This is a genomic window from Kitasatospora sp. NPDC056273 (genome assembly GCF_042268845.1).
Classification (GTDB): Bacteria; Actinomycetota; Actinomycetes; order Streptomycetales; family Streptomycetaceae; genus Kitasatospora.
Genome location: NZ_JBHJSJ010000031.1, coordinates 58,718 through 79,229 on the forward strand (window position 1 = coordinate 58,718; position 20,512 = coordinate 79,229).

Below are 20,512 nucleotides of genomic sequence, written 5' to 3' on the forward strand. Positions count from 1 at the left end.
TCGTGATCGTCGATAAGGACGAGGACGAGAGAGCCAAATGGGCATCCGCAAGTACAAGCCGACTACGCCGGGCCGTCGTGGCTCCAGCGTGGCCGACTTCGTAGAGATCACGCGGTCCACCCCGGAGAAGTCGCTGGTTCGCCCCCTGCACAGCAAGGGCGGCCGTAACAACGCCGGTCGGATCACCGTTCGCCACCAGGGTGGCGGTCACAAGCGCGCCTACCGCGTGATCGACTTCCGTCGTCACGACAAGGACGGCGTGCCGGCGAAGGTCGCGCACATCGAGTACGACCCGAACCGCACCGCGCGCATCGCGCTGCTGCACTACGCGGACGGCGAGAAGCGCTACATCATCGCGCCGCGCGGCATCACGCAGGGCGACCGGATCGAGAACGGCGCTGGCGCCGACATCAAGCCGGGCAACAACCTGCCGCTGCGCAACATCCCGGTCGGTACCACCATCCACGCGGTGGAGCTGCGTCCCGGCGGCGGTGCCAAGCTGGCCCGCTCGGCCGGCTCCGGCATCCAGCTGCTGGCGCGTGAGGGCAAGATGGCGCACCTGCGCATGCCCTCCGGCGAGATCCGCCTGGTCGACGCGCGCTGCCGCGCCACCGTCGGCGAGGTCGGCAACGCCGAGCAGTCGAACATCAACTGGGGCAAGGCCGGCCGCATGCGCTGGAAGGGCGTTCGCCCGACCGTGCGTGGTGTCGCCATGAACCCGATCGACCACCCGCACGGTGGTGGTGAGGGTAAGACCTCTGGTGGTCGCCACCCGGTCTCGCCGTGGGGCCAGAAGGAGGGTCGTACCCGTCGCCCGAAGAAGGCGTCGGACGCTCTCATCGTGCGCCGCCGCAAGACCAACAAGAAGCGCTAGGAGCAGGTCAGATGCCGCGCAGTCTCAAGAAGGGCCCCTTCATCGACGGCCACCTTCTCAAGAAGGTGGACGCGCAGAACGAGGCGGGTACCCAGAACGTCATCAAGACCTGGTCCCGCCGCTCCGTGATCTTCCCGGCCATGCTCGGCCACACGATCGCGGTTCACGATGGTCGCAAGCACGTCCCGGTGTTCGTCACCGAGTCGATGGTCGGCCACAAGCTGGGCGAGTTCGCTCCGACCCGCACCTTCCGCGGCCACGTCAAGGACGACCGCAAGTCGAAGCGTCGCTAGTCGCCTGAGCTTCACCGCCAGAACGACTCAATGACTTACTCCATTAAGGGGACAACCATGGAAGCCAGGGCCCAGGCGCGGTACATCCGCGTCACGCCCATGAAGGCCCGCCGCGTGGTGGACCTCATCCGTGGCCTGCCGGCCACGGAGGCCCAGGCCGTCCTGCGTTTCGCTCCGCAGGCCGCCACCGTGCCGGTCGGCAAGGTGCTCGACAGCGCCATTGCCAACGCCGCGCACAACTACAACCACTCCAACGTGGACGACCTCGTCATCAGCGAGGCGTACGTTGACGAGGGTCCGACCCTGAAGCGGTTCCGCCCGCGTGCCCAGGGCCGCGCCTACCGGATCCGCAAGCGGACCAGCCACATCACCGTGGTCGTCAGCAGCAAGGAAGGGACCCGGTAATGGGCCAGAAGGTTAACCCGCACGGGTTCCGCCTCGGCATCAGCACGGACTTCAAGTCCCGCTGGTACGCCGACAAGCTGTACAAGGACTACGTCAAGGAAGACGTTGCCATTCGTCGCATGATGACGAAGGGCATGGAGCGCGCCGGCATCTCGAAGGTTGAGATCGAGCGCACCCGCGACCGCGTCCGCGTCGACATCCACACCGCCCGCCCCGGCATCGTCATCGGTCGCCGTGGCACCGAGGCCGACCGCATCCGCGGCGACCTCGAGAAGCTGACCGGCAAGCAGGTCCAGCTGAACATCCTCGAGGTCAAGAACCCCGAGCTGGACGCCCAGCTCGTGGCTCAGGGCGTCGCGGAGCAGCTGTCCTCCCGCGTCTCCTTCCGCCGTGCCATGCGCAAGTCGATGCAGGGCACCATGAAGTCCGGCGCCAAGGGCATCAAGGTCCAGTGCTCCGGTCGTCTCGGCGGCGCCGAGATGAGCCGGTCGGAGTTCTACCGCGAGGGTCGTGTGCCGCTGCACACCCTGCGTGCGAACGTCGACTACGGCTTCTTCGAGGCCAAGACCACCTTCGGCCGCATCGGCGTGAAGGTCTGGATCTACAAGGGCGACGTCAAGAACATCGCCGAGGTCCGCGCTGAGAACGCCGCTGCCCGCTCGGGCAACCGCCCGGCCCGTCCCGAGGGTGGTCGTCCCGCCCGCGGTGGCGACCGCCGTGGTGGCGAGCGCGGTGGCCGTGGCCGTCGTCCCGCCGCTGCCGAGGCCCCCGCGGCCCCGGCCGCTGAGGCGCCGGCTGCCGAGAACACCGGAACGGAGGCCTGACTCCCATGCTGATCCCCCGTCGGGTCAAGCACCGCAAGCAGCACCACCCGAAGCGTCGTGGCGCTGCCAAGGGTGGCACCGAGCTCGCCTTCGGCGAGTACGGCATCCAGGCCGTCACCCCGGCCTACGTGACGAACCGGCAGATCGAGTCCGCTCGTATCGCCGTCACCCGTCACATCAAGCGTGGCGGCAAGGTCTGGATCAACATCTACCCGGACCGTCCGCTCACCAAGAAGCCGGCCGAGACCCGCATGGGTTCCGGTAAGGGTTCGCCCGAGTGGTGGATCGCGAACGTGCACCCGGGTCGGGTCATGTTCGAGCTGTCGTACCCCAACGAGAAGGTGGCTCGTGAGGCGCTGACCCGCGCAGCTCACAAGCTCCCGATGAAGTGCCGGATCATCCGGCGCGAGGCAGGTGAGAGCTGATGTCGGCCGGCACCAAGGCTGCTGACCTCCGCGAGCTGGACAACGAGGGTCTCGTTGCCAAGCTCCGTGAGGCCAAGGAGGAGCTGTTCAACCTCCGCTTCCAGGCGGCGACCGGGCAGCTCGACAACCACGGACGGCTCAAGCTCGTCCGTAAGGACATCGCGCGGATCTACACCCTGATGCGCGAGCGCGAGCTGGGCATCGAGACGGTGGAGAGCGCCTGATGACTGAGAACACCAACGAGACGCGCGGTTTCCGCAAGACCCGTGAGGGTCTCGTCGTCAGCGACAAGATGGACAAGACCGTCGTCGTCGCCGTCGAGGACCGCGTCAAGCACGCTCTGTACGGCAAGGTCATCCGCCGTACGAACAAGCTGAAGGCGCACGACGAGGCGAACGCCTGCGGCATCGGCGACCGGGTCCTCCTCGCGGAGACCCGCCCGCTGTCCGCGACGAAGCGCTGGCGCGTCGTCGAGATCCTCGAGAAGGCCAAGTAACGAAGTTGATGCGGTACGGCCGTATGTGCACCAGGTCCCTCGCGGGCGCTGGTGTGAGCAGCGGCCGGCCCGTCAGCTCTCGTTGACGATCAGGAGAAAGCTGTGATCCAGCAGGAGTCGCGACTGCGTGTCGCCGACAACACGGGCGCGAAGGAAATCCTTTGCATCCGCGTTCTCGGTGGTTCCGGTCGCCGCTACGCCGGTATCGGGGACGTCATCGTCGCGACCGTCAAGGACGCGATCCCCGGCGGTTCGGTGAAGAAGGGTGACGTCGTCAAGTGCGTCGTCGTCCGTACCGTGAAGTCGCGCCGTCGTCCGGATGGCTCGTACATCCGCTTCGACGAGAACGCCGCGGTCGTTCTGAAGAACACCGATGGTGACCCCCGTGGTACCCGCATCTTCGGCCCGGTGGGCCGCGAGCTGCGTGACAAGAAGTTCATGAAGATCATCTCGCTTGCGCCGGAGGTGCTCTAACTCATGGCGAACAGCATGAAGATCAAGAAGGGTGACCTGGTTCAGGTCATCACCGGCAAGGACCGCGGCAAGCAGGGCAAGGTCATCCAGGCCATGCCCGCCGAGAACAAGGTCCTGGTCGAGGGTGTGAACCGGGTCAAGAAGCACACCAAGCCGGGCCCGGGCACTCAGGGTGGCATCGTCACCGTCGAGGCGCCGGTGCACGTCTCCAACGTCCAGCTGGTCGTGGAGAAGGACGGCAAGAAGGTCGTCACCCGCGTTGGCTACCGCTTCGATGACGAGGGCAACAAGATCCGCGTTGCCAAGCGAACCGGTGAGGACATCTGATGTCTGAGACGACTGTTGAGAAGGTGACCCCCCGTCTCAAGGAGCGTTACAACTCCGAGATCAAGGGTCAGCTGCAGGAGCAGTTCTCGTACGAGAACGTCATGCTGACGCCCGGCCTGGTCAAGGTCGTCGTCAACATGGGTGTCGGCGAGGCCGCCCGTGACAGCAAGCTGATCGAGGGCGCGATCCGCGACCTGACCGCGATCACCGGTCAGAAGCCGGCCGTGACCAAGGCTCGCAAGTCCATCGCGCAGTTCAAGCTGCGCGAGGGCCAGCCGATCGGCACCCACGTCACCCTCCGTGGTGACCGCATGTGGGAGTTCCTGGACCGTCTGGTGTCGCTGGCCCTGCCGCGTATCCGTGACTTCCGTGGCCTCTCCCCGAAGCAGTTCGACGGCCGTGGCAACTACACCTTCGGTCTGACCGAGCAGGTCATGTTCCACGAGATCGACCAGGACAAGGTCGACCGTCAGCGCGGTATGGACATCACCGTCGTGACCACCGCCCAGACCGACGACGAGGGCCGGGCGCTCCTGCGCGCTCTGGGCTTCCCGTTCAAGGAGGCGTAACACATGGCGAAGAAGTCCCTCATCGCGAAGTCCGAGCGCAAGCCGAAGTTCGGCGTCCGGGCCTACACCCGGTGCCAGCGCTGCGGCCGTCCGCACTCGGTGTACCGCAAGTTCGGCCTGTGCCGTGTCTGCCTTCGTGAGATGGCGCACCGCGGCGAGCTGCCGGGCGTGACCAAGAGCTCCTGGTAGTCCTCTCCCAACAGAGGGACCAGGCACTTTAGGCACACAGCGAAGCAGAGGTGCCCGATCCCACACCGGCCCGTTTTGGGCCTACCGTACGGATTCCCGTAAGGTAGTGGGGTCGGGCCCCCTGCCACGGCTTCCCCATGGACGCCCGTGGCCCTTCTGGAGGGCTCGCACCCAGTCTTACGACGTCGCAGGTCCCCTGCGCTTGTGCCCCTGACGAACTCGGAAGAGTGCGGCAGGGGGACCTGGCGCGGAGAAACCGCGGCGAGAGAGGCCTGAGGCCATCATGACCATGACCGACCCCATCGCAGACATGCTCACGCGTCTGCGTAACGCGAACTCGGCGTACCACGACTCCGTGGCGATGCCGGCCAGCAAGATCAAGGCGCACGTCGCCGAGATCCTGCAGCAGGAGGGGTACATCTCCTCCTACAAGGTTGAGGAGCCCGTCGAGGGCGAGGTCGGCAAGAAGCTGACCATCGAGCTCAAGTTCGGCCCCAACCGTGAGCGCTCCATCGCCGGCATCAAGCGCATCAGCAAGCCGGGTCTGCGCGTTTACGCAAAGTCCACCAACCTGCCGAAGGTGCTCGGCGGCCTGGGCGTGGCGATCATCTCCACGTCTTCGGGTCTCCTCACCGACAAGCAGGCCGCCAAGAAGGGCGTAGGCGGAGAAGTTCTCGCCTACGTCTGGTAATTCGGGAAACGGAGGTACAGCAATGTCGCGCATTGGACGGCTGCCCATCCAGGTCCCCGCTGGCGTGGACGTCACCATCGATGGCCAGGCGGTCTCGGTGAAGGGCCCGAAGGGCACCCTCACCCACGTTGTCGCCGCGCCGATCGAGATCGGTAAGGGCGAGGACGGCACGCTGCTCGTCACCCGCCCCAACGACGAGCGTCTGTCGAAGGCCCTGCACGGCCTTTCCCGCACGCTGGTGGCGAACATGATCACCGGCGTGACCGCGGGCTACCGCAAGTCGCTGGAGATCAGCGGTGTCGGCTACCGAGTTCTGGCGAAGGGCTCCAACATGGAGTTCCAGCTGGGCTACAGCCACCCGATCCTCGTCGAGGCCCCCGAGGGCATCTCCTTCGTCGTCGAGTCGGCCACCAAGTTCCACGTGGACGGCATCGACAAGCAGAAGGTCGGCGAGGTCGCCGCGAAGATCCGCAAGCTGCGCAAGCCGGACCCGTACAAGGCCAAGGGTGTCAAGTACGCGGGCGAGGTCATCCGCCGCAAGGTCGGAAAGAGTGGTAAGTAAGCGATGAGTGTCTCTGTCAAGATCGGCAAGGGCAACGCCTACAAGAGCGCCGCTCGCAAGCGCCGCGCGATCCGCGTTCGCAAGCGCGTCGTCGGCACCGAGGTGCGTCCGCGCCTCGTCGTGACGCGTTCGAACCGTCACATGGTCGCCCAGGTCATCGACGACGCCAAGGGTCACACCCTGGCGTCGGCGTCCACCCTCGACGTGTCCATCAAGGGCGCCGAGGGCGACAAGACCGAGCTGGCCAAGAAGGTCGGGAGCCTGGTCGCCGAGCGCGCCAAGGCCGCCGGCATCGAGTCGGTCGTCTTCGACCGCGCGGGCAACCGGTACGCCGGCCGCATCGCCGCCCTGGCGGACGCGGCTCGTGAGGCCGGGCTCGACTTCTAAGCCGCTCGTCGGCTCAGTCGACGGACGTAATCGAGAGAGGTAATTCCAATGGCTGGACCCCAGCGCCGCGGTAGCGGCGCCGGCGGCGGCACCGGCGGTGGCGAGCGGCGCGACCGTAAGCGTGACGACCGGGGCAACGCCCCCGCCGTCGAGAAGACCGCTTACGTCGAGCGCGTTGTCGCGATCAACCGTGTCGCCAAGGTTGTCAAGGGTGGTCGTCGTTTCAGCTTCACCGCGCTGGTCGTGGTGGGCGACGGTGACGGCACCGTGGGTGTCGGTTACGGGAAGGCGAAGGAGGTTCCGGCCGCCATCGCCAAGGGTGTTGAGGAGGCCAAGAAGAACTTCTTCAAGGTCCCCCGTATCCAGGGCACCATCCCGCACCCGATCCAGGGTGAGAAGGCCGCCGGCGTCGTGCTCCTGAAGCCCGCCGCCCCCGGTACCGGTGTTATCGCCGGTGGTCCGGTGCGCGCCGTCCTGGAGTGCGCCGGCATTCACGACATCCTGTCGAAGTCGCTCGGCTCGGACAACGCGATCAACATCGTGCACGCCACCGTGGCTGCTCTGAAGGGCCTCGTGCGCCCCGAGGAGATCGCCGCTCGTCGTGGCCTGCCGCTGGAGGACGTGGCCCCCGCCGCTCTGCTGCGGGCGCGTGCTGCTGGGGTGAGCGCCTGATGGCTCGCCTGAAGATCACGCAGACCAAGTCGTACATCGGCAGCAAGCAGAACCACCGTGACACCCTGCGTACGCTTGGTCTCAAGCGCATGCACGACGTCGTGGTGAAGGAGGACCGTCCCGAGATCCGCGGGATGGCCCACACGGTCCGTCACCTGGTGACGGTTGAGGAGGTGGACTGATCATGGGCGACAACCCGATCAAGATCCACAACCTGCGTCCCGCCCCGGGTGCCAAGACCGACAAGATCCGCGTGGGTCGTGGTGAGGGCTCCAAGGGTAAGACTGCCGGTCGTGGTACCAAGGGCACGAAGGCCCGCTACCAGGTTCCGCAGCGCTTCGAGGGTGGCCAGATGCCGCTCCACATGCGCCTGCCGAAGCTGAAGGGCTTCAAGAACCCGTTCAAGATCACGTTCCAGGTTGTCAACCTCGACAAGCTGGCCGAGCTCTACCCGCAGGGTGGCGAGGTCACTGTCGAGGACCTGGTCGCCAAGGGCGCGGTTCGCAAGAACTCCCTCGTCAAGGTGCTCGGCACCGGCGAGGTCTCGGTTGCGCTGCAGGTGACGGTCGACGCCGTCTCCGGCTCCGCCGCCGAGAAGATCAAGGCCGCCGGCGGTACGGTCACCGAGCTCGTCTGAGCCCGCTGAGATCCGCCTTCGAGCCCCGCACCTCCTCCGGGAGGTGCGGGGCTCGTGCCGTTCCCGGGGACATCGGGCCGGAAGGCGCTCGTTCTTTTGTGTGGCAAACCCGGGCATCCCGTACCCCGTGAGTGGGGGAGGGGCGGTACGCGCTTCTTCCGAGTGGCTGCGCACTGTTAGAGTCCGTGGAGTTCCCTTGTAGGCTGCGCGTAGGCTCGCCTGTGCCGTCTGTACGGGGGCCCGAACCGCAAACTCCCCATTCAGGACCGACCCTCCCGCCGACGACGCGCGGGAGGCGCAGGAGGCACCGTGCTCAGTGCGTTCGCGCGGGCGTTCCAGACGCCCGACCTGCGCAAGAAGCTGCTGTTCACGCTGGGCATCATGGTGCTGTTCCGCCTGGGCTCGCACATTCCGATGCCGGGCGTGAGCTTCACGGCCGTGAACGAGTGCGTGAAGGAGACCAAGAACAGCGGTCTCTTCGGGCTCGTCAACCTGTTCAGCGGCGGCGCGCTCCTCCAACTGACGATCTTCGCCCTCGGCATCATGCCGTACATCACGGCGAGCATCATCCTCCAGCTCCTCACCGTCGTGATCCCGCGACTGGAGATGCTGAAGAAGGAGGGCCAGGCCGGCCAGGCCAAGATCACCCAGTACACCCGTTACCTGACCATCGCGCTCGCCGTGCTCCAGGGCACCGGCATCGTGGCGACGGCCTCCAGCGGCGCGCTGTTCTCCGGCTGCCCGCTGGCCAACCAGATCGTCCCGGACACCAGCGTGTTCCGGATCGCCGTCATGGTGCTCACGATGACGGCCGGCACCACGGTCATCATGTGGCTCGGTGAGCTGATCACCGACCGCGGCATCGGCAACGGCATGTCGCTGCTGATCTTCACCTCGATCGCGGCGCAGTTCCCGTCCTCGATGTGGGCGATCAAGACCTCCGGCACCATCGGCGGCGGCTGGGTCGAGTTCCTCTCCGTGGTCGCGGTCGGCGTCATCGTCGTGATGCTGGTCATCTTCGTCGAGCAGGCCCAGCGCCGGATCCCGGTCCAGTACGCGAAGCGGATGATCGGCCGCCGCGCGTTCGGCGGGACCTCGACCTACATCCCGCTCAAGGTGAACCAGGCCGGTGTCATCCCGGTCATCTTCGCCTCGTCGCTGCTGTACATCCCCGCCCTGGTGGTCCAGCTGACCAACAGCCAGGCCGGCTGGGCCACGTGGATCCGGACGAACTTCGTCAAGGGTGACCACCCGATCTACATGGCCACGTACTTCCTGCTGATCGTCTTCTTCGCCTTCTTCTACGTCGCCATCTCCTTCAACCCCGAAGAAGTTGCCGACAACATGAAGAAGTATGGTGGGTTCATCCCGGGCATCCGGGCCGGCCGACCGACGGCCGAGTACCTGAACTACGTGCTGACCCGAATCACGTGGCCGGGTTCGCTCTACCTGGGCCTGATCGCGTTGATCCCGATGATCGCCCTGGTCGCCTTCGGACAGCAGACCAACTTCCCGTTCGGCGGCACCAGCGTGCTCATCGTCGTCGGCGTCGGACTCGAAACTGTGAAGCAGATCGAGAGCCAGCTCCAGCAGCGCAATTACGAAGGGTTCCTCCGCTGATGCGTATCGTCCTCGTTGGTCCTCCCGGGGCCGGGAAGGGTACTCAGGCGCACCTGCTCGCCAAGACCCTGTCCATCCCCCACATCTCCACCGGCGACCTGTTCCGTGCGAACATCAGCCAGGGCACCCCGCTGGGCCTCGAGGCCAAGTCCTACATGGACGCGGGGCGCCTGGTGCCGGACGAGGTCACCATCGGGATGGCCAAGGACCGCATGCTCCAGGCGGACGCCGTCAACGGCTTCCTGCTCGACGGCTTCCCCCGCAACCTGGGGCAGGCCAAGGCGCTGGACGAGTTCCTCGCCGAGCAGGGCATCAAGCTGGACGGCGTGCTGGACCTGGAGGTCCCCGAGGACGAGGTCGTCCGCCGGATCGCCGGCCGCCGCCTGTGCCGCAACGACGGTGGCCACGTCTTCCACGTGGACTACAACCCGCCGAAGGTCGACGGCGTCTGCGACGAGTGCGGCGGCGAGCTGTACCAGCGCTCGGACGACACCGAGGACAAGGTGCGCACGCGCCTGGAGGTCTACCACACGGAGACCGAGCCGATCATCGACTACTACGTCCAGCAGGGCCTGGTGGCGACCATCTCGGCCCTCGGCAAGGTGGACGAGGTCACCGCCCGCTCGATCGAGGCGCTGAAGCAGGACAGCTGAGTCTCTCGGCGAACGTACGACGGTACGGCCGGGTCGCCCGCCCCACGCGGGTGGCCCGGCCGTTTCGGCGTCGTACGGTGGTAGCAGTGGTAATCCGGACTTGGAAGGCGTGACCAGATGGTGGAGATCAAGACCCCCGAGCAGATCGCGAAGATGCGAGCGGCCGGGCTGGTCGTCGCCGAGGCCCTGAAGGCCTGCCGCGAGGCGGTCGCCCCCGGGGTGACCACCCAGGAGCTCAACGACGTCGCGGACAAGGTCATCACCGACCACGGCGCCACCTCGAACTTCCGGGCCAACCACGGCGGGCTCTGGTTCCCGGGCGTGATCTGCGCCTCGGTGAACAACGAGGTCGTGCACGGCATCCCCGGCGACCGGGCCCTCCAGGAGGGCGACATCATCTCGATCGACTGCGGCGCCATCCTGGACGGCTGGCACGGCGACTCGGCCATCACCGTGGCGGTCGGCGAGGTCCGCCCGGAGGTCGAGATGCTGAGCCGGGTGACCGAGGGCTCGATGTGGGCCGGCATCGCCCAGATGAAGAAGAACAACCGCCTGGTGGACATCTCCAAGGCGATCGAGGGCTTCATCCGCCGCCAGCCGCTCCCGCCCAAGGGCAAGTGGGGCATCACCGAGGGCTACGGCGGCCACGGCATCGGCACCGCGATGCACATGGAGCCGCACGTGCTGAACTACGTCGAGCGCGGCCGCGGCAAGGGCCCGAAGCTCGTCCCCGGCACCGTGCTGGCGATCGAGCCGATGGTCTCGCTCGGCACCCCGCACACCACCGTGCTGGAGGACGACTGGACGGTCGTCACCAACGACGGCACCTGGGCCTCGCACTGGGAGCACTCGGTGGCCGTCACCGAGCAGGGCCCGCTGGTGCTGACCGCCTTCGACGGCGGCAAGGCGGAGCTGGCCAAGCTGGGCATCACCGCAGCTCCGGACCCCCTCGGGTAGTCCTGACGGCGCTCAACTGCCGCTGCTGACAAGGGATCAGGGCCCTGGAGGTTTGGACCTCCAGGGCTTTTGTCCTATTTTTATGCGCTGGCAGTGGTCGGCTCCGGCCGGTCCGGTTACGAGCGATGCAGGAGAGAGCACGTGCTCAAGGGATTCCGCGACTTCATGATGCGCGGCAACGTCGTCGACATGGCGGTCGGTGTGGTCATCGGTGCCGCGTTCACCGCGGTGGTGACCGGCTTCGTGTCCGCCTTCCTCACCCCGCTGGTGGGTGTGGTGGTCGGCGCCGCCGGCGACTTCAGCTCGTACAAGGCGCACATCGCGGGGGTGACCTTCCCGTACGGGCAGTTCCTCAACGTGCTGATCGCGTTCTTCATGACCGCCGCGGTGCTGTACTTCTGCGTGGTGCTGCCGATCACCAAGGCGACCGCGCGCTACATGCCGAAGAAGCCGAAGACGCCGAAGCGCCCGTGCCCCGAGTGCCTGACCGACATCCCCGAGGCCGCCCGCCGCTGCTCGGCCTGCACCGCCCACGTCGAGCCGCTGACGGTCCTCAGCAAGGCCTGACGTAGCAGATGTGACGGCGACCGCTTTCCGGGACCCCCGTTTTGGTGCACCGGACGCGCTGGCGTAGGATGGACCGTCGGCTCACTCGTAGCGTGCTTCAGCGCGCCCTCTTCCCCCCGGGGAAGGGGTGAACCCAGGTTCGCACGAGCGTTCCGCATACGGTAGCCGGTCCCGGAAGGTGGATCTCGCAGTTCATGGCTAAGAAGCAAGGCGCCATTGAGATCGAGGGCACCGTGATCGAGTCTCTGCCGAACGCGATGTTCAAGGTCGAGCTGCAGAACGGTCACAAGGTCCTCGCGCACATCAGTGGCAAGATGCGCATGCACTACATCCGCATCCTGCCGGACGACCGGGTCGTCGTGGAGCTCAGCCCCTACGACCTCACGCGCGGGCGGATCGTCTACCGCTACAAGTAAGAACGTCAGATCTAGACCCGGAGAACCTGAAACATGAAGGTCAAGCCGAGCGTCAAGAAGATCTGCGACAAGTGCAAGGTGATCCGCCGCCACGGCCGGGTCATGGTGATCTGCGACAACCTGCGCCACAAGCAGCGCCAGGGCTGATCACTCTCCAGCATTTCTCGTAGTACTTCGCGCGACGCGAAAACGTCATAAGCGGGCTACCCGATCCGTCCGTTCCCCGGACGGACTGCCACCCCCGGTCAGAGGCCGGGGCTCCCTCACCGTGAGGTGTCGGAGTAGGTAGCACGCAAGACCTCTGAAGAACCACAGGAGCCTTGAATGGCACGCCTCGCCGGCGTTGATCTCCCCCGTGAGAAGCGGATCGAGATCGCCCTTACGTACGTGTACGGCATCGGCCGTACCCGCGCCCAGCAGACCCTGGCCGAGACCGGTGTCAACCCGGATGTCCGCGTTCGCGACATCTCCGAGGACGACCTCGTCAAGCTGGGCCAGTACATCGACGCCAACTACACGGTCGAGGGTGACCTCCGCCGTGAGGTGGCCGCCGACATCCGCCGCAAGGTCGAGATCGGCTGCTACGAGGGTCTGCGTCACCGCCGCGGCCTGCCGGTCCGCGGCCAGCGCACCCACACCAACGCGCGTACCCGCAAGGGCCCGCGTCGCGCGATCGCCGGTAAGAAGAAGCCGGGCAAGAAGTAGTCCGTCCCGTAACCGGACATCCCTCCGGCCCGCGGGTCAGCGGACCGACCACCTCAGTAGGAGAACAGACTTATGCCCCCCAAGGGTCGTCAGGCTGCCGGCGCGAAGAAGATCCGCCGCAAGGAAAAGAAGAACGTCGCTCACGGCCACGCGCACATCAAGAGCACGTTCAACAACACCATCGTTTCGATCACCGACCCCGCGGGCAACGTGATCTCCTGGGCCTCCGCCGGCCACGTCGGCTTCAAGGGCTCGCGCAAGTCGACCCCGTTCGCCGCGCAGATGGCCGCCGAGGCCGCTGCCCGTCGCGCGCAGGAGCACGGCATGCGCAAGGTCGACGTCTTCGTGAAGGGTCCGGGCTCCGGCCGCGAGACCGCGATCCGTTCGCTCCAGGCCACCGGCCTGGAGGTCGGCTCGATCCAGGACGTCACCCCCACCCCGCACAACGGCTGCCGTCCGCCGAAGCGCCGCCGCGTCTGACGCAGCGCCTTCGGGCACGCGGGTGATGTTTTAAACCTCGTACGGGCTCCCGTTTTCTACGGGAGCCCGTACGCTTGGTCCTGTCGGCATCAAATAGTGGGTGCCGAAGACAACTGGAGGATTCCCCCCATGCTTATCGCTCAGCGCCCCTCGCTGACCGAAGAGGTCGTCGACGAGTTCCGCTCGCGGTTCGTGATCGAGCCGCTGGAGCCGGGCTTCGGCTACACCCTCGGCAACTCCCTGCGCCGCACGCTCCTGTCGTCGATCCCGGGTGCCGCTGTCACCAGCATCCGCATCGACGGCGTCCTGCACGAGTTCACCACCGTGCCGGGCGTCAAGGAGGACGTGACCGACCTCATCCTCAACATCAAGCAGCTGGTCGTCTCCTCGGAGCACGACGAGCCGGTCGTGATGTACCTGCGCAAGCAGGGCCCGGGTGTCGTCACCGCCGCCGACATCGCCCCGCCGGCGGGTGTCGAGGTGCACAACCCGGAGCTGGTCCTCGCCACGCTGAACGGCAAGGGCAAGCTGGAGATGGAGCTGACCGTCGAGCGCGGTCGCGGCTACGTCTCCGCCGTCCAGAACAAGGCCTCCGGCCAGGAGATCGGCCGCATCCCGGTCGACTCGATCTACAGCCCCGTGCTGAAGGTCACCTACAAGGTCGAGGCCACCCGTGTCGAGCAGCGGACCGACTTCGACAAGCTGATCGTCGACGTCGAGACCAAGCCCGCCATGCGTCCGCGCGACGCCATGGCCTCGGCCGGCAAGACCCTGGTGGAGCTGTTCGGCCTCGCCCGCGAGCTGAACATCGACGCCGAGGGCATCGACATGGGCCCGTCCCCGACGGACGCCGCCCTGGCCGCCGACCTGGCGCTGCCGATCGAGGAGCTGGAGCTCACGGTCCGCTCCTACAACTGCCTCAAGCGCGAGGGCATCCACACCGTGGGTGAGCTCGTCGCCCGCTCCGAGGCCGACCTGCTCGACATCCGCAACTTTGGTGCGAAGTCGATCGACGAGGTCAAGGCGAAGCTGGCCGGCATGGGCCTGGCCCTCAAGGACAGCCCGCCCGGGTTCGACCCGACCGCTGCCGCCGACGCCTTCGGCGCCGACGACCTCGACGACTCGCACTTCGCCGAGACCGAGCAGTACTGAGAGAATTGGCCGCGGGGGCGGTTCCACGAACCGCCCCCGTCGTCGTGAAAGTCGTACGGGCAACAGTGCCCGTACGCCCGCTGCGGTACCTGATACGGCCGTAGTCGGAGATCCAAGGAGTAATCCATGCCGCGTCCCACCAAGGGTGCCCGCCTCGGCGGCGGCCCGCACCACGAGCCGCTGCTGCTCGCCGGTCTGTGCCGGGAGCTGTTCCAGTACGGCCGCATCACCACGACCGAGGCCAAGGCCCGTCGGATGCGCCCGCTGGCGGAGAAGCTGATCACCAAGGCGAAGAAGGGCGACATCCACAACCGTCGCCTGGTGCGCAAGACCATCACCGACGTGTCGGTGCTGCACACCCTCTTCACCGAGATCGCGCCGCGCTACGAGAACCGCCCGGGTGGTTACACCCGTATCACCAAGATCGGTCCCCGTCGTGGCGACAACGCCCCGATGGCCGTGATCGAGCTGGTCGAGGCGCTGACCGTCGCGCAGACCGCCGTCGGCGAGGCCGAGGCCGCCACCAAGCGTGCCGTCAAGGAGGCCGACGCCAAGGTCGAGGAGACCAAGGCCGACGCCGCCGAGGCCGAGCAGGCCTGACACCTCTAGGTGTGTTGCGGGCCCGCTTCCCCAGTGATGGGGGAGCGGGCCCGTTCCTTGTTCTTCGAGGTCCCGGGAGAAGAGAAGCAGTGGTCAACGAGTGCGTCGAGCAGCCGCCGGTGAAGGACGGCCCGGCCGACGGGTACGTCCGGGTCCGGCTCGACCTCGCCTACCAGGGTGCCGAGTTCTCCGGCTGGGCCCGCCAGAAGGGCGGCCGCCGGACGGTCCAGGAGGAGATCGAGAGCGCGCTGCAGGTCGTCACCCGCAGCCCGGAGCTGTTCCCGCTGACCGTGGCCGGCCGCACCGACGCCGGGGTGCACGCCCGAGGCCAGGTCGCCCACGTCGACCTGCCGGCCGAGCTGTGGGCGGAGCACCGGGAGAAGCTGCTGCGCCGGCTGGCCGGCCGGCTGCCCGGGGACGTCCGGATCTACCGGGTCGGCGAGGCGCCGGCCGGGTTCGACGCCCGCTTCTCGGCCGTCTGGCGCCGGTACGCGTACCGGGTCTCCGACCACCCCGGCGGGGTGGACCCGCTGCTGCGCGGCCACGTGCTCTGGCACGACCGGCCGCTGGACGTGGAGAAGATGAACGCCGCCGCGAAGCTGCTGCTCGGCGAGCACGACTTCGCCGCGTACTGCAAGAAGCGCGAGGGCGCCACCACCATCCGCACCCTGCTGGAGCTGCACTGGGAGCGCGTCCCGGTGGACCCGTACGCCGCCCAGGAGGGCTCGCTCGCGGTCGCCACCGTGCGGGCCGACGCCTTCTGCCACAACATGGTCCGGGCGCTGGTCGGCGCGATGCTGCTGGTCGGCGACGGGCACCGGCCGGTGGAGTTCCCCGGCGAGGTGCTGGCCGGCGGGGTGCGCAACTCCGCCGTCAACGTGATCCGGCCGTACGGGCTCACGCTGGAGGAGGTCGGCTACCCGCCGGACGACCAGCTGGCCGAGCGCAACCGCGCGGCCCGGCGGATGCGGACCCTGCCCGGTCAGCCGGCCATCGGTTAATCCGTTTTGGCCCGGCGCGTCCGCTTGGGAGAATCGTTCCCATGGGACACGTCGAGATTTCGCACCTGGAGTACTACCTGCCGGACGGGCGCGTGTTGTTCGACGACGCGTCCTTCCGGGTCGGAGAGGGCGCCGCGGTCGCCCTGGTCGGTGCCAACGGCGCCGGCAAGACCACCCTGCTCCGGATGATCGCGGGGGACATCCAGCCGCACGGCGGCACGGTGACGATCAGCGGCGGGCTCGGCGTGATGCGCCAGTTCGTCGGCACCACCGGCCGCGAGGACCAGCAGTCCACCCCGGGCGCGCTGCCGGCCGACGCCTCGGTGCGCGACCTGCTGGTCTCCGTCGCCCCCGAGCGGATCGCCAAGGCCGCCCGCGCGGTGGACGCCGCCGAGCTGGCGATGATCGCCCAGGACGACGAGAAGACGCAGATGGCCTACGCCCAGGCGCTCTCCGACTGGGCCGACGTCGGCGGCTACGACTACGAGACCGACTGGGACGTCTGCACCATGGCGGCCCTCGGGGTGTCCTTCGACAAGGCCCAGTGGCGGGGCCTGAACACCCTCTCCGGCGGCGAGCAGAAGCGGCTGGTGCTGGAGGCGCTGCTGCGCGGCCCCGAAGAGGTGCTGCTGCTCGACGAGCCCGACAACTACCTGGACGTCCCGGCGAAGCGCTGGCTGGAGGAGGCCCTCAAGGCCACCTCGAAGACCGTCCTGTTCATCTCGCACGACCGCGAGCTGCTCTCCAAGACCGCCGACAAGATCATCTCCGTGGAGTCCGGCGCGGCGGGCAGCAGCGTCTGGGTGCACGGCGGCGGCTTCGACTCCTTCCACGAGGCCCGCAAGGACCGCTTCGCGCGGTTCGAGGAGCTCGGCCGGCGCTGGGACGAGGAGCACGCCAAGCTCAAGAAGCTGGTCGTCACCCTGCGCCAGGCCGCCGCCGTCAGCCACGCCCTGGCCACCCGCTACGCCGCCGCCCAGACCCGGCTGAAGAAGTTCGAGGAGGCCGGGCGGCCGGAGGAGCCCCCGCGCGAGCAGAGCATCACCATGCGGCTCAAGGGCGGGCGCACCGGTGTGCGCTCCTTCACCCTGGAGCAGCTGGAGCTCACCGGCCTGATGCGGCCCTTCGACCTGGAGGTCTTCTACGGCGAGCGGGTCGCGGTGCTCGGCGCCAACGGCGCCGGCAAGTCGCACCTGCTGCGGCTGCTCGCGGGGGACGAGACCGTCGAGCACACCGGCGCCTGGAAGCTCGGCGCCCGGGTCGTGCCCGGCCACTTCCGGCAGACCCACGCCCACCCGGAGCTGTTCGGCCGCACCGTGCGGTCGATCGTCGAGGAGGAGCACGCGCTCAGCCGCGGCGCCGCGATGGGGGCGCTGCGCCGGTACGAGCTGGACCGCCAGGAGGAGCAGAAGTTCGAGTCGCTGTCCGGCGGGCAGCAGGCCCGGCTGATGATCCTCAAGCTCGAACTCTCCGGTGTCACGGCCCTGTTGCTGGACGAGCCGACCGACAACCTGGACCTGGAGAGCGCCGAGGCCCTGCAGGCCGGTCTGGAGGCCTTCGACGGCACCGTGCTGTGCGTCACCCACGACCGCTGGTTCGCCAAGACCTTCGACCGTTTCCTGGTGTTCGGCGCGGACGGCCGGGTGTTCGAGTCGCCGGAACCGGTCTGGGACGTGACCCGCGTGGAGCGCGAACGCTGAGTGACGGCCGGGCCGCGGGCCGGGCCTCCGGCCGGAAGGAGCTGACCCATTTTTGACCCCTTCGGATCCGGCCGGTAACCTGGACGCTTGATGTGCGTATTGGCTCGCTCTATCTCACGTGAGAGGTCGGTACGCCGGAGACATCAGGTCGTCGACCAGCGGTCACCCTTGAATTGCGTCCAAGGTTGGCCAGGCTGCTCTGCCGTCCGGGTGCTCCTGTCAGGACTCACTCACTGAAAAGCGAAGGCTACGACCGTGCGTACGTACAGCCCCAAGCCCGGCGACGTCCAGCGTCAGTGGCACGTCATCGACGCGACCGACGTCGTGCTCGGCCGCCTGGCCTCCCAGGCCGCCAACCTCCTCCGGGGCAAGCACAAGGCGATCTACGCGCCGCACGTTGACACTGGTGACTTCGTCATCATCATCAACGCCGACAAGGTGCACCTGTCCGGTAACAAGAAGACCCAGAAGCTGGCCTACCGCCACTCGGGCTTCCCGGGCGGTCTGCGCTCGGTGCGCTACGACGACCTGCTGGCGAACAACCCGGAGAAGGCCGTCGAGAAGGCCATCAAGGGCATGATCCCCAAGAACAGCCTGGGCCGCCAGATGCTCTCGAAGCTGAAGGTCTACTCGGGCGACCAGCACCCCCACGCTGCCCAGCAGCCGGTGCCGTTCGAGATCACCCAGGTCGCGCAGTAATTCGGCCACCAAGCCCCCCAACACTGAAAAGAGCTGAGGAACACCGTGGCCGAGACCACTGAAACCCTTGAGGTCGACTTCGACGAGGCCGTTGAGGCCGTCGAGGGCGAGTACACCTCCGAGGAGAGCTACACCTCCGAGTCGCTGGCCGGCCGCTTCGGCGAGGCCGTCCCCGGCGCCGGCCTGGGCCGTCGCAAGGAGGCGATCGCCCGCGTGCGCATCGTCCCCGGCACCGGCCAGTGGAAGATCAACGGTCGCACCCTCGAGGGTTACTTCCCCAACAAGGTGCACCAGCAGACCGTGAACGAGCCCTTCAAGCTCCTCGAGCTGGACGGCCGTTACGACGTCGTCGCCCGCATCAGCGGTGGCGGCGTCTCCGGCCAGGCCTACGCGCTGCGCCTCGGCGTCGCCCGTGCCCTGAACGAGGCCGACGTGGACAACAACCGCGGCGCGCTGAAGAAGGCTGGCTTCCTGACCCGTGACGCCCGCGCCGTCGAGCGCAAGAAGGCCGGTCTGAAGAAGGCCCGCAAGGCGCCGCAGTACAGCAAGCGCTAATCGCCTCCCCCGGGGGTGCGGTCCGCCCTGGCGGCGCACCCCCTGGTTGCGCGAAAAACCGTCGCCCCGGAGTACCTCGCGTACTCCGGGGCGACGTGTTCCCCGGCTACTGTGCGGCGGCCGGGATCATCGGTTTGGGTTCCGAGCAGTGGTGATGGAGGACGGGACAGTGGGACGACTCTTCGGTACGGACGGCGTGCGCGGGGTGGCCAACGAGGGCCTGACGGCGGAGCTGGCGCTCGGCCTGTCGGTCGCCGCGGCCCATGTGCTCGGCGAGGCCGGCGCCTTCGACGGCCACCGGCCGGTCGCGGTGGTCGGCCGTGACCCGCGCGCCTCGGGCGAGTTCCTGGAGGCCGCCGTCATCGCCGGTCTGGCGAGCGCCGGCGTCGACGTCCTGCGGGTCGGCGTCCTGCCCACCCCGGCCGTGGCGTACCTCACCGGCGCGCTCGGCGCCGACTTCGGCGTGATGCTGTCCGCCAGCCACAACGCCATGCCGGACAACGGCATCAAGTTCCTCGCCCGCGGCGGCCACAAGCTGGACGACCGCATCGAGGACGCGATCGAGACCCACTACCGCAAGCACACCCTCGGCGACGAGGACTGGAACCGTCCGACCGGCGCGGCCGTCGGCCGGGTGCGCGAGTACACCGAGGGCTTCGACAAGTACGTCGCCCACCTGATCGGCGTGCTGCCCAACCGCCTGGACGGCATCAAGGTCGTCATCGACGGCGCCCACGGCGCGGCCGCCTACGTCGCCCCCGAGGCCTTCGCCCGGGCCGGCGCCGAGGTGGTCCACACCCTGGGGGCCGAGCCCACCGGCCTCAACATCAACGACGGCGTCGGCTCCACCCACCTGGACCGGCTGCGCGTCGCCATGAAGGAGCACCGGGCCGACCTCGGCATCGCCCTGGACGGGGACGCCGACCGCTGCCTGGCCGCCGACGCCGAGGGCAACGAGGTGGACGGCGACCAGATCATCGCCATCCTCGCGATCGCCATGAAGGAGGCCGGCACCCTGCGCGGCAACACCGCCGTGGCCACCGTGATGTCCAACCTCGGCTTCAAGCTGGCGATGGAGCGCGAGGGCGTCGAGCTGGTGGAGACCGCCGTCGGCGACCGCTACGTGCTGGAGGCGATGAAGGAGCACGGCTTCGCGCTGGGCGGCGAGCAGTCCGGCCACGTGATCCTGCTGGACCACGCCACCACCGGTGACGGCACCCTGACCGGCCTGATGCTGGGCGCCCGGCTGGCCGCCACCAAGCAGCCGCTGGCCGACCTGGCCGCCGTGATGACCCGGCTGCCGCAGGTGCTGATCAACGTCAAGGGCGTCGACAAGTCCCGGGTGAGGACCAGCACCGAGCTGGCCGCCGCGGTCGCCGAGGCCGAGGCCGAGCTGGGCTCCACCGGCCGGGTGCTGCTGCGCCCGTCGGGCACCGAGCCGCTGGTCCGGGTGATGGTCGAGGCCGCCGACCCGGCACAGGCCGAGACGGTCGGGCAGCGCCTGGCCGAGGCCGTGCGCACCCACCTGGGCTGAGCCCCGGAGACACGGTGAAGGGCCCCCGCGCGCCGCGGGGGCCCTTCG

Annotated in this window: 32 protein-coding genes; all 32 read left to right on the top strand. The window is 68.0% G+C overall.

The annotated features are described in order from the left end of the window. The first annotated feature begins 37 nt into the window (after window positions 1-37). The 32 genes from rplB (at window position 38) to glmM (ending at window position 20,464) form a co-directional block, all read left to right on the top strand. Window positions 38-874, top strand: a complete 837-nt coding sequence (gene rplB, locus ACFCY1_RS25385; RefSeq protein WP_030393297.1) for a 50S ribosomal protein L2 — start codon at window positions 38-40, stop codon at window positions 872-874. Between the two features lie 11 nt (window positions 875-885). Then, window positions 886-1,167, top strand: coding sequence for a 30S ribosomal protein S19 (gene rpsS, locus ACFCY1_RS25390; RefSeq protein WP_030055821.1), 282 nt, complete (start codon window positions 886-888; stop codon window positions 1,165-1,167). Between the two features lie 57 nt (window positions 1,168-1,224). After that, window positions 1,225-1,572: a 50S ribosomal protein L22 gene (rplV, locus tag ACFCY1_RS25395; RefSeq protein WP_030055822.1), complete on the top strand. Its 348-nt coding sequence runs from the start codon at window positions 1,225-1,227 to the stop codon at window positions 1,570-1,572. After that, entirely contained in the window at window positions 1,572-2,396 is an 825-nt protein-coding gene (gene rpsC, locus ACFCY1_RS25400) for a 30S ribosomal protein S3 (protein WP_049649041.1), read from the top strand. Before rplV ends, rpsC begins: the two co-directional genes overlap by 1 nt. Window positions 2,397-2,401: 5 nt before the next feature. Next, a complete protein-coding gene (rplP, locus tag ACFCY1_RS25405) occupies window positions 2,402-2,821 on the top strand; it encodes a 50S ribosomal protein L16 (RefSeq protein WP_030055824.1) in 420 nt (139 codons plus the stop codon). Then, window positions 2,821-3,045, top strand: a complete 225-nt coding sequence (gene rpmC, locus ACFCY1_RS25410; RefSeq protein ID WP_049649042.1) for a 50S ribosomal protein L29 — start codon at window positions 2,821-2,823, stop codon at window positions 3,043-3,045. The genes rplP and rpmC overlap by 1 nt, the downstream gene beginning before the upstream one ends. Beyond that, complete coding sequence (rpsQ, locus tag ACFCY1_RS25415; protein ID WP_030055826.1) at window positions 3,045-3,317, top strand: 30S ribosomal protein S17; 273 nt, start codon at window positions 3,045-3,047, stop codon at window positions 3,315-3,317. The genes rpmC and rpsQ overlap by 1 nt, the downstream gene beginning before the upstream one ends. A 102-nt stretch (window positions 3,318-3,419) precedes the next feature. Further along, window positions 3,420-3,791: a 50S ribosomal protein L14 gene (rplN, locus tag ACFCY1_RS25420; RefSeq protein WP_030393301.1), complete on the top strand. Its 372-nt coding sequence runs from the start codon at window positions 3,420-3,422 to the stop codon at window positions 3,789-3,791. Between the two features lie 15 nt (window positions 3,792-3,806). Further along, entirely contained in the window at window positions 3,807-4,118 is a 312-nt protein-coding gene (gene rplX / locus ACFCY1_RS25425) for a 50S ribosomal protein L24 (RefSeq protein ID WP_030055828.1), read from the top strand. Continuing rightward, entirely contained in the window at window positions 4,118-4,687 is a 570-nt protein-coding gene (gene rplE / locus ACFCY1_RS25430; protein ID WP_030393302.1) for a 50S ribosomal protein L5, read from the top strand. Before rplX ends, rplE begins: the two co-directional genes overlap by 1 nt. A 3-nt stretch (window positions 4,688-4,690) precedes the next feature. Then, complete coding sequence (locus tag ACFCY1_RS25435) at window positions 4,691-4,876, top strand: type Z 30S ribosomal protein S14 (protein WP_030055830.1); 186 nt, start codon at window positions 4,691-4,693, stop codon at window positions 4,874-4,876. Window positions 4,877-5,159: 283 nt separating this feature from the next. Beyond that, on the top strand, window positions 5,160-5,567 hold the full coding sequence (rpsH, locus tag ACFCY1_RS25440; protein ID WP_030055831.1) for a 30S ribosomal protein S8: 408 nt from the start codon (window positions 5,160-5,162) through the stop codon (window positions 5,565-5,567). Window positions 5,568-5,589: 22 nt separating this feature from the next. After that, on the top strand, window positions 5,590-6,129 hold the full coding sequence (rplF, locus tag ACFCY1_RS25445; RefSeq protein ID WP_049649043.1) for a 50S ribosomal protein L6: 540 nt from the start codon (window positions 5,590-5,592) through the stop codon (window positions 6,127-6,129). A 3-nt stretch (window positions 6,130-6,132) separates the two neighbouring features. Then, window positions 6,133-6,516, top strand: a complete 384-nt coding sequence (gene rplR, locus ACFCY1_RS25450; protein ID WP_030280785.1) for a 50S ribosomal protein L18 — start codon at window positions 6,133-6,135, stop codon at window positions 6,514-6,516. 48 nt (window positions 6,517-6,564) lie between these two features. After that, window positions 6,565-7,188 carry a 30S ribosomal protein S5 gene (gene rpsE, locus ACFCY1_RS25455; RefSeq protein WP_030055834.1) on the top strand — a complete coding sequence of 208 codons (624 nt, stop codon included), beginning with the start codon at window positions 6,565-6,567 and terminating at the stop codon, window positions 7,186-7,188. Next, window positions 7,188-7,370 (top strand): 50S ribosomal protein L30, encoded by a 183-nt coding sequence (gene rpmD, locus ACFCY1_RS25460; RefSeq protein WP_049649044.1) that lies wholly within the window; start codon window positions 7,188-7,190, stop codon window positions 7,368-7,370. The genes rpsE and rpmD overlap by 1 nt, the downstream gene beginning before the upstream one ends. 2 nt (window positions 7,371-7,372) lie before the next feature. Next, a complete protein-coding gene (rplO, locus tag ACFCY1_RS25465) occupies window positions 7,373-7,825 on the top strand; it encodes a 50S ribosomal protein L15 (protein WP_030280790.1) in 453 nt (150 codons plus the stop codon). 309 nt (window positions 7,826-8,134) lie between these two features. After that, complete coding sequence (gene secY, locus ACFCY1_RS25470) at window positions 8,135-9,445, top strand: preprotein translocase subunit SecY (protein WP_030055837.1); 1,311 nt, start codon at window positions 8,135-8,137, stop codon at window positions 9,443-9,445. Beyond that, a complete protein-coding gene (locus tag ACFCY1_RS25475; protein ID WP_049649045.1) occupies window positions 9,445-10,098 on the top strand; it encodes an adenylate kinase in 654 nt (217 codons plus the stop codon). Before secY ends, ACFCY1_RS25475 begins: the two co-directional genes overlap by 1 nt. Window positions 10,099-10,215: 117 nt before the next feature. After that, window positions 10,216-11,055 (top strand): type I methionyl aminopeptidase, encoded by an 840-nt coding sequence (gene map / locus ACFCY1_RS25480; RefSeq protein WP_375876156.1) that lies wholly within the window; start codon window positions 10,216-10,218, stop codon window positions 11,053-11,055. A 141-nt stretch (window positions 11,056-11,196) separates the two neighbouring features. After that, entirely contained in the window at window positions 11,197-11,622 is a 426-nt protein-coding gene (gene mscL, locus ACFCY1_RS25485) for a large conductance mechanosensitive channel protein MscL (protein ID WP_049649047.1), read from the top strand. 194 nt (window positions 11,623-11,816) lie between these two features. Next, window positions 11,817-12,038 carry a translation initiation factor IF-1 gene (gene infA, locus ACFCY1_RS25490; protein ID WP_003956442.1) on the top strand — a complete coding sequence of 74 codons (222 nt, stop codon included), beginning with the start codon at window positions 11,817-11,819 and terminating at the stop codon, window positions 12,036-12,038. A 33-nt stretch (window positions 12,039-12,071) separates the two neighbouring features. Beyond that, a complete protein-coding gene (rpmJ, locus tag ACFCY1_RS25495; protein ID WP_003956441.1) occupies window positions 12,072-12,185 on the top strand; it encodes a 50S ribosomal protein L36 in 114 nt (37 codons plus the stop codon). Between the two features lie 177 nt (window positions 12,186-12,362). Continuing rightward, entirely contained in the window at window positions 12,363-12,743 is a 381-nt protein-coding gene (gene rpsM / locus ACFCY1_RS25500) for a 30S ribosomal protein S13 (RefSeq protein WP_049649048.1), read from the top strand. A 72-nt stretch (window positions 12,744-12,815) separates the two neighbouring features. Further along, the gene (rpsK, locus tag ACFCY1_RS25505) at window positions 12,816-13,223 is read left to right on the top strand and encodes a 30S ribosomal protein S11 (protein WP_030232513.1); all 408 of its coding nucleotides are present in this window, start codon (window positions 12,816-12,818) and stop codon (window positions 13,221-13,223) included. A 129-nt stretch (window positions 13,224-13,352) separates the two neighbouring features. After that, a complete protein-coding gene (locus ACFCY1_RS25510) occupies window positions 13,353-14,375 on the top strand; it encodes a DNA-directed RNA polymerase subunit alpha (protein WP_049649049.1) in 1,023 nt (340 codons plus the stop codon). 126 nt (window positions 14,376-14,501) lie between these two features. Further along, a complete protein-coding gene (gene rplQ, locus ACFCY1_RS25515) occupies window positions 14,502-14,975 on the top strand; it encodes a 50S ribosomal protein L17 (RefSeq protein WP_049649050.1) in 474 nt (157 codons plus the stop codon). 89 nt (window positions 14,976-15,064) lie between these two features. After that, window positions 15,065-15,976, top strand: coding sequence for a tRNA pseudouridine(38-40) synthase TruA (truA, locus tag ACFCY1_RS25520; protein ID WP_375876157.1), 912 nt, complete (start codon window positions 15,065-15,067; stop codon window positions 15,974-15,976). A 41-nt stretch (window positions 15,977-16,017) separates the two neighbouring features. Next, entirely contained in the window at window positions 16,018-17,676 is a 1,659-nt protein-coding gene (locus ACFCY1_RS25525; protein WP_049649052.1) for an ABC-F family ATP-binding cassette domain-containing protein, read from the top strand. A 255-nt stretch (window positions 17,677-17,931) separates the two neighbouring features. Next, window positions 17,932-18,375 carry a 50S ribosomal protein L13 gene (gene rplM / locus ACFCY1_RS25530; protein ID WP_030055846.1) on the top strand — a complete coding sequence of 148 codons (444 nt, stop codon included), beginning with the start codon at window positions 17,932-17,934 and terminating at the stop codon, window positions 18,373-18,375. A gap of 45 nt (window positions 18,376-18,420) precedes the next feature. After that, window positions 18,421-18,930 carry a 30S ribosomal protein S9 gene (gene rpsI, locus ACFCY1_RS25535; protein ID WP_049649053.1) on the top strand — a complete coding sequence of 170 codons (510 nt, stop codon included), beginning with the start codon at window positions 18,421-18,423 and terminating at the stop codon, window positions 18,928-18,930. 169 nt (window positions 18,931-19,099) lie between these two features. Next, window positions 19,100-20,464, top strand: coding sequence for a phosphoglucosamine mutase (gene glmM / locus ACFCY1_RS25540; RefSeq protein WP_049649054.1), 1,365 nt, complete (start codon window positions 19,100-19,102; stop codon window positions 20,462-20,464). Window positions 20,465-20,512: the final 48 nt, after the last annotated feature.

Bases quoted from the DNA above. Each gene is read 5' to 3' on its own strand.
- rpsQ (WP_030055826.1), top strand. From the start codon at position 3,045: ATGACTGAGAACACCAACGAGACGCGCGGTTTCCGCAAGACCCGTGAG.
- rplQ (WP_049649050.1), top strand. From the start codon at position 14,502: ATGCCGCGTCCCACCAAGGGTGCCCGCCTCGGCGGCGGCCCGCACCAC.
- infA (WP_003956442.1), top strand. From the start codon at position 11,817: ATGGCTAAGAAGCAAGGCGCCATTGAGATCGAGGGCACCGTGATCGAG.
- rpsH (WP_030055831.1), top strand. From the start codon at position 5,160: ATGACCATGACCGACCCCATCGCAGACATGCTCACGCGTCTGCGTAAC.
- rpsM (WP_049649048.1), top strand. From the start codon at position 12,363: ATGGCACGCCTCGCCGGCGTTGATCTCCCCCGTGAGAAGCGGATCGAG.
- rpsE (WP_030055834.1), top strand. From the start codon at position 6,565: ATGGCTGGACCCCAGCGCCGCGGTAGCGGCGCCGGCGGCGGCACCGGC.
- ACFCY1_RS25475 (WP_049649045.1), top strand. From the start codon at position 9,445: ATGCGTATCGTCCTCGTTGGTCCTCCCGGGGCCGGGAAGGGTACTCAG.
- map (WP_375876156.1), top strand. From the start codon at position 10,216: ATGGTGGAGATCAAGACCCCCGAGCAGATCGCGAAGATGCGAGCGGCC.
- rplB (WP_030393297.1), top strand. From the start codon at position 38: ATGGGCATCCGCAAGTACAAGCCGACTACGCCGGGCCGTCGTGGCTCC.
- rplP (WP_030055824.1), top strand. From the start codon at position 2,402: ATGCTGATCCCCCGTCGGGTCAAGCACCGCAAGCAGCACCACCCGAAG.
- rpmC (WP_049649042.1), top strand. From the start codon at position 2,821: ATGTCGGCCGGCACCAAGGCTGCTGACCTCCGCGAGCTGGACAACGAG.
- rpsK (WP_030232513.1), top strand. From the start codon at position 12,816: ATGCCCCCCAAGGGTCGTCAGGCTGCCGGCGCGAAGAAGATCCGCCGC.
- rpsC (WP_049649041.1), top strand. From the start codon at position 1,572: ATGGGCCAGAAGGTTAACCCGCACGGGTTCCGCCTCGGCATCAGCACG.
- rplV (WP_030055822.1), top strand. From the start codon at position 1,225: ATGGAAGCCAGGGCCCAGGCGCGGTACATCCGCGTCACGCCCATGAAG.
- rplE (WP_030393302.1), top strand. From the start codon at position 4,118: ATGTCTGAGACGACTGTTGAGAAGGTGACCCCCCGTCTCAAGGAGCGT.
- rpmJ (WP_003956441.1), top strand. From the start codon at position 12,072: ATGAAGGTCAAGCCGAGCGTCAAGAAGATCTGCGACAAGTGCAAGGTG.
- rpsS (WP_030055821.1), top strand. From the start codon at position 886: ATGCCGCGCAGTCTCAAGAAGGGCCCCTTCATCGACGGCCACCTTCTC.
- ACFCY1_RS25510 (WP_049649049.1), top strand. From the start codon at position 13,353: ATGCTTATCGCTCAGCGCCCCTCGCTGACCGAAGAGGTCGTCGACGAG.
- rplO (WP_030280790.1), top strand. From the start codon at position 7,373: ATGGGCGACAACCCGATCAAGATCCACAACCTGCGTCCCGCCCCGGGT.
- ACFCY1_RS25525 (WP_049649052.1), top strand. From the start codon at position 16,018: ATGGGACACGTCGAGATTTCGCACCTGGAGTACTACCTGCCGGACGGG.
- rplF (WP_049649043.1), top strand. From the start codon at position 5,590: ATGTCGCGCATTGGACGGCTGCCCATCCAGGTCCCCGCTGGCGTGGAC.
- rplX (WP_030055828.1), top strand. From the start codon at position 3,807: ATGAAGATCAAGAAGGGTGACCTGGTTCAGGTCATCACCGGCAAGGAC.
- ACFCY1_RS25435 (WP_030055830.1), top strand. From the start codon at position 4,691: ATGGCGAAGAAGTCCCTCATCGCGAAGTCCGAGCGCAAGCCGAAGTTC.
- rplR (WP_030280785.1), top strand. From the start codon at position 6,133: ATGAGTGTCTCTGTCAAGATCGGCAAGGGCAACGCCTACAAGAGCGCC.
- rpmD (WP_049649044.1), top strand. From the start codon at position 7,188: ATGGCTCGCCTGAAGATCACGCAGACCAAGTCGTACATCGGCAGCAAG.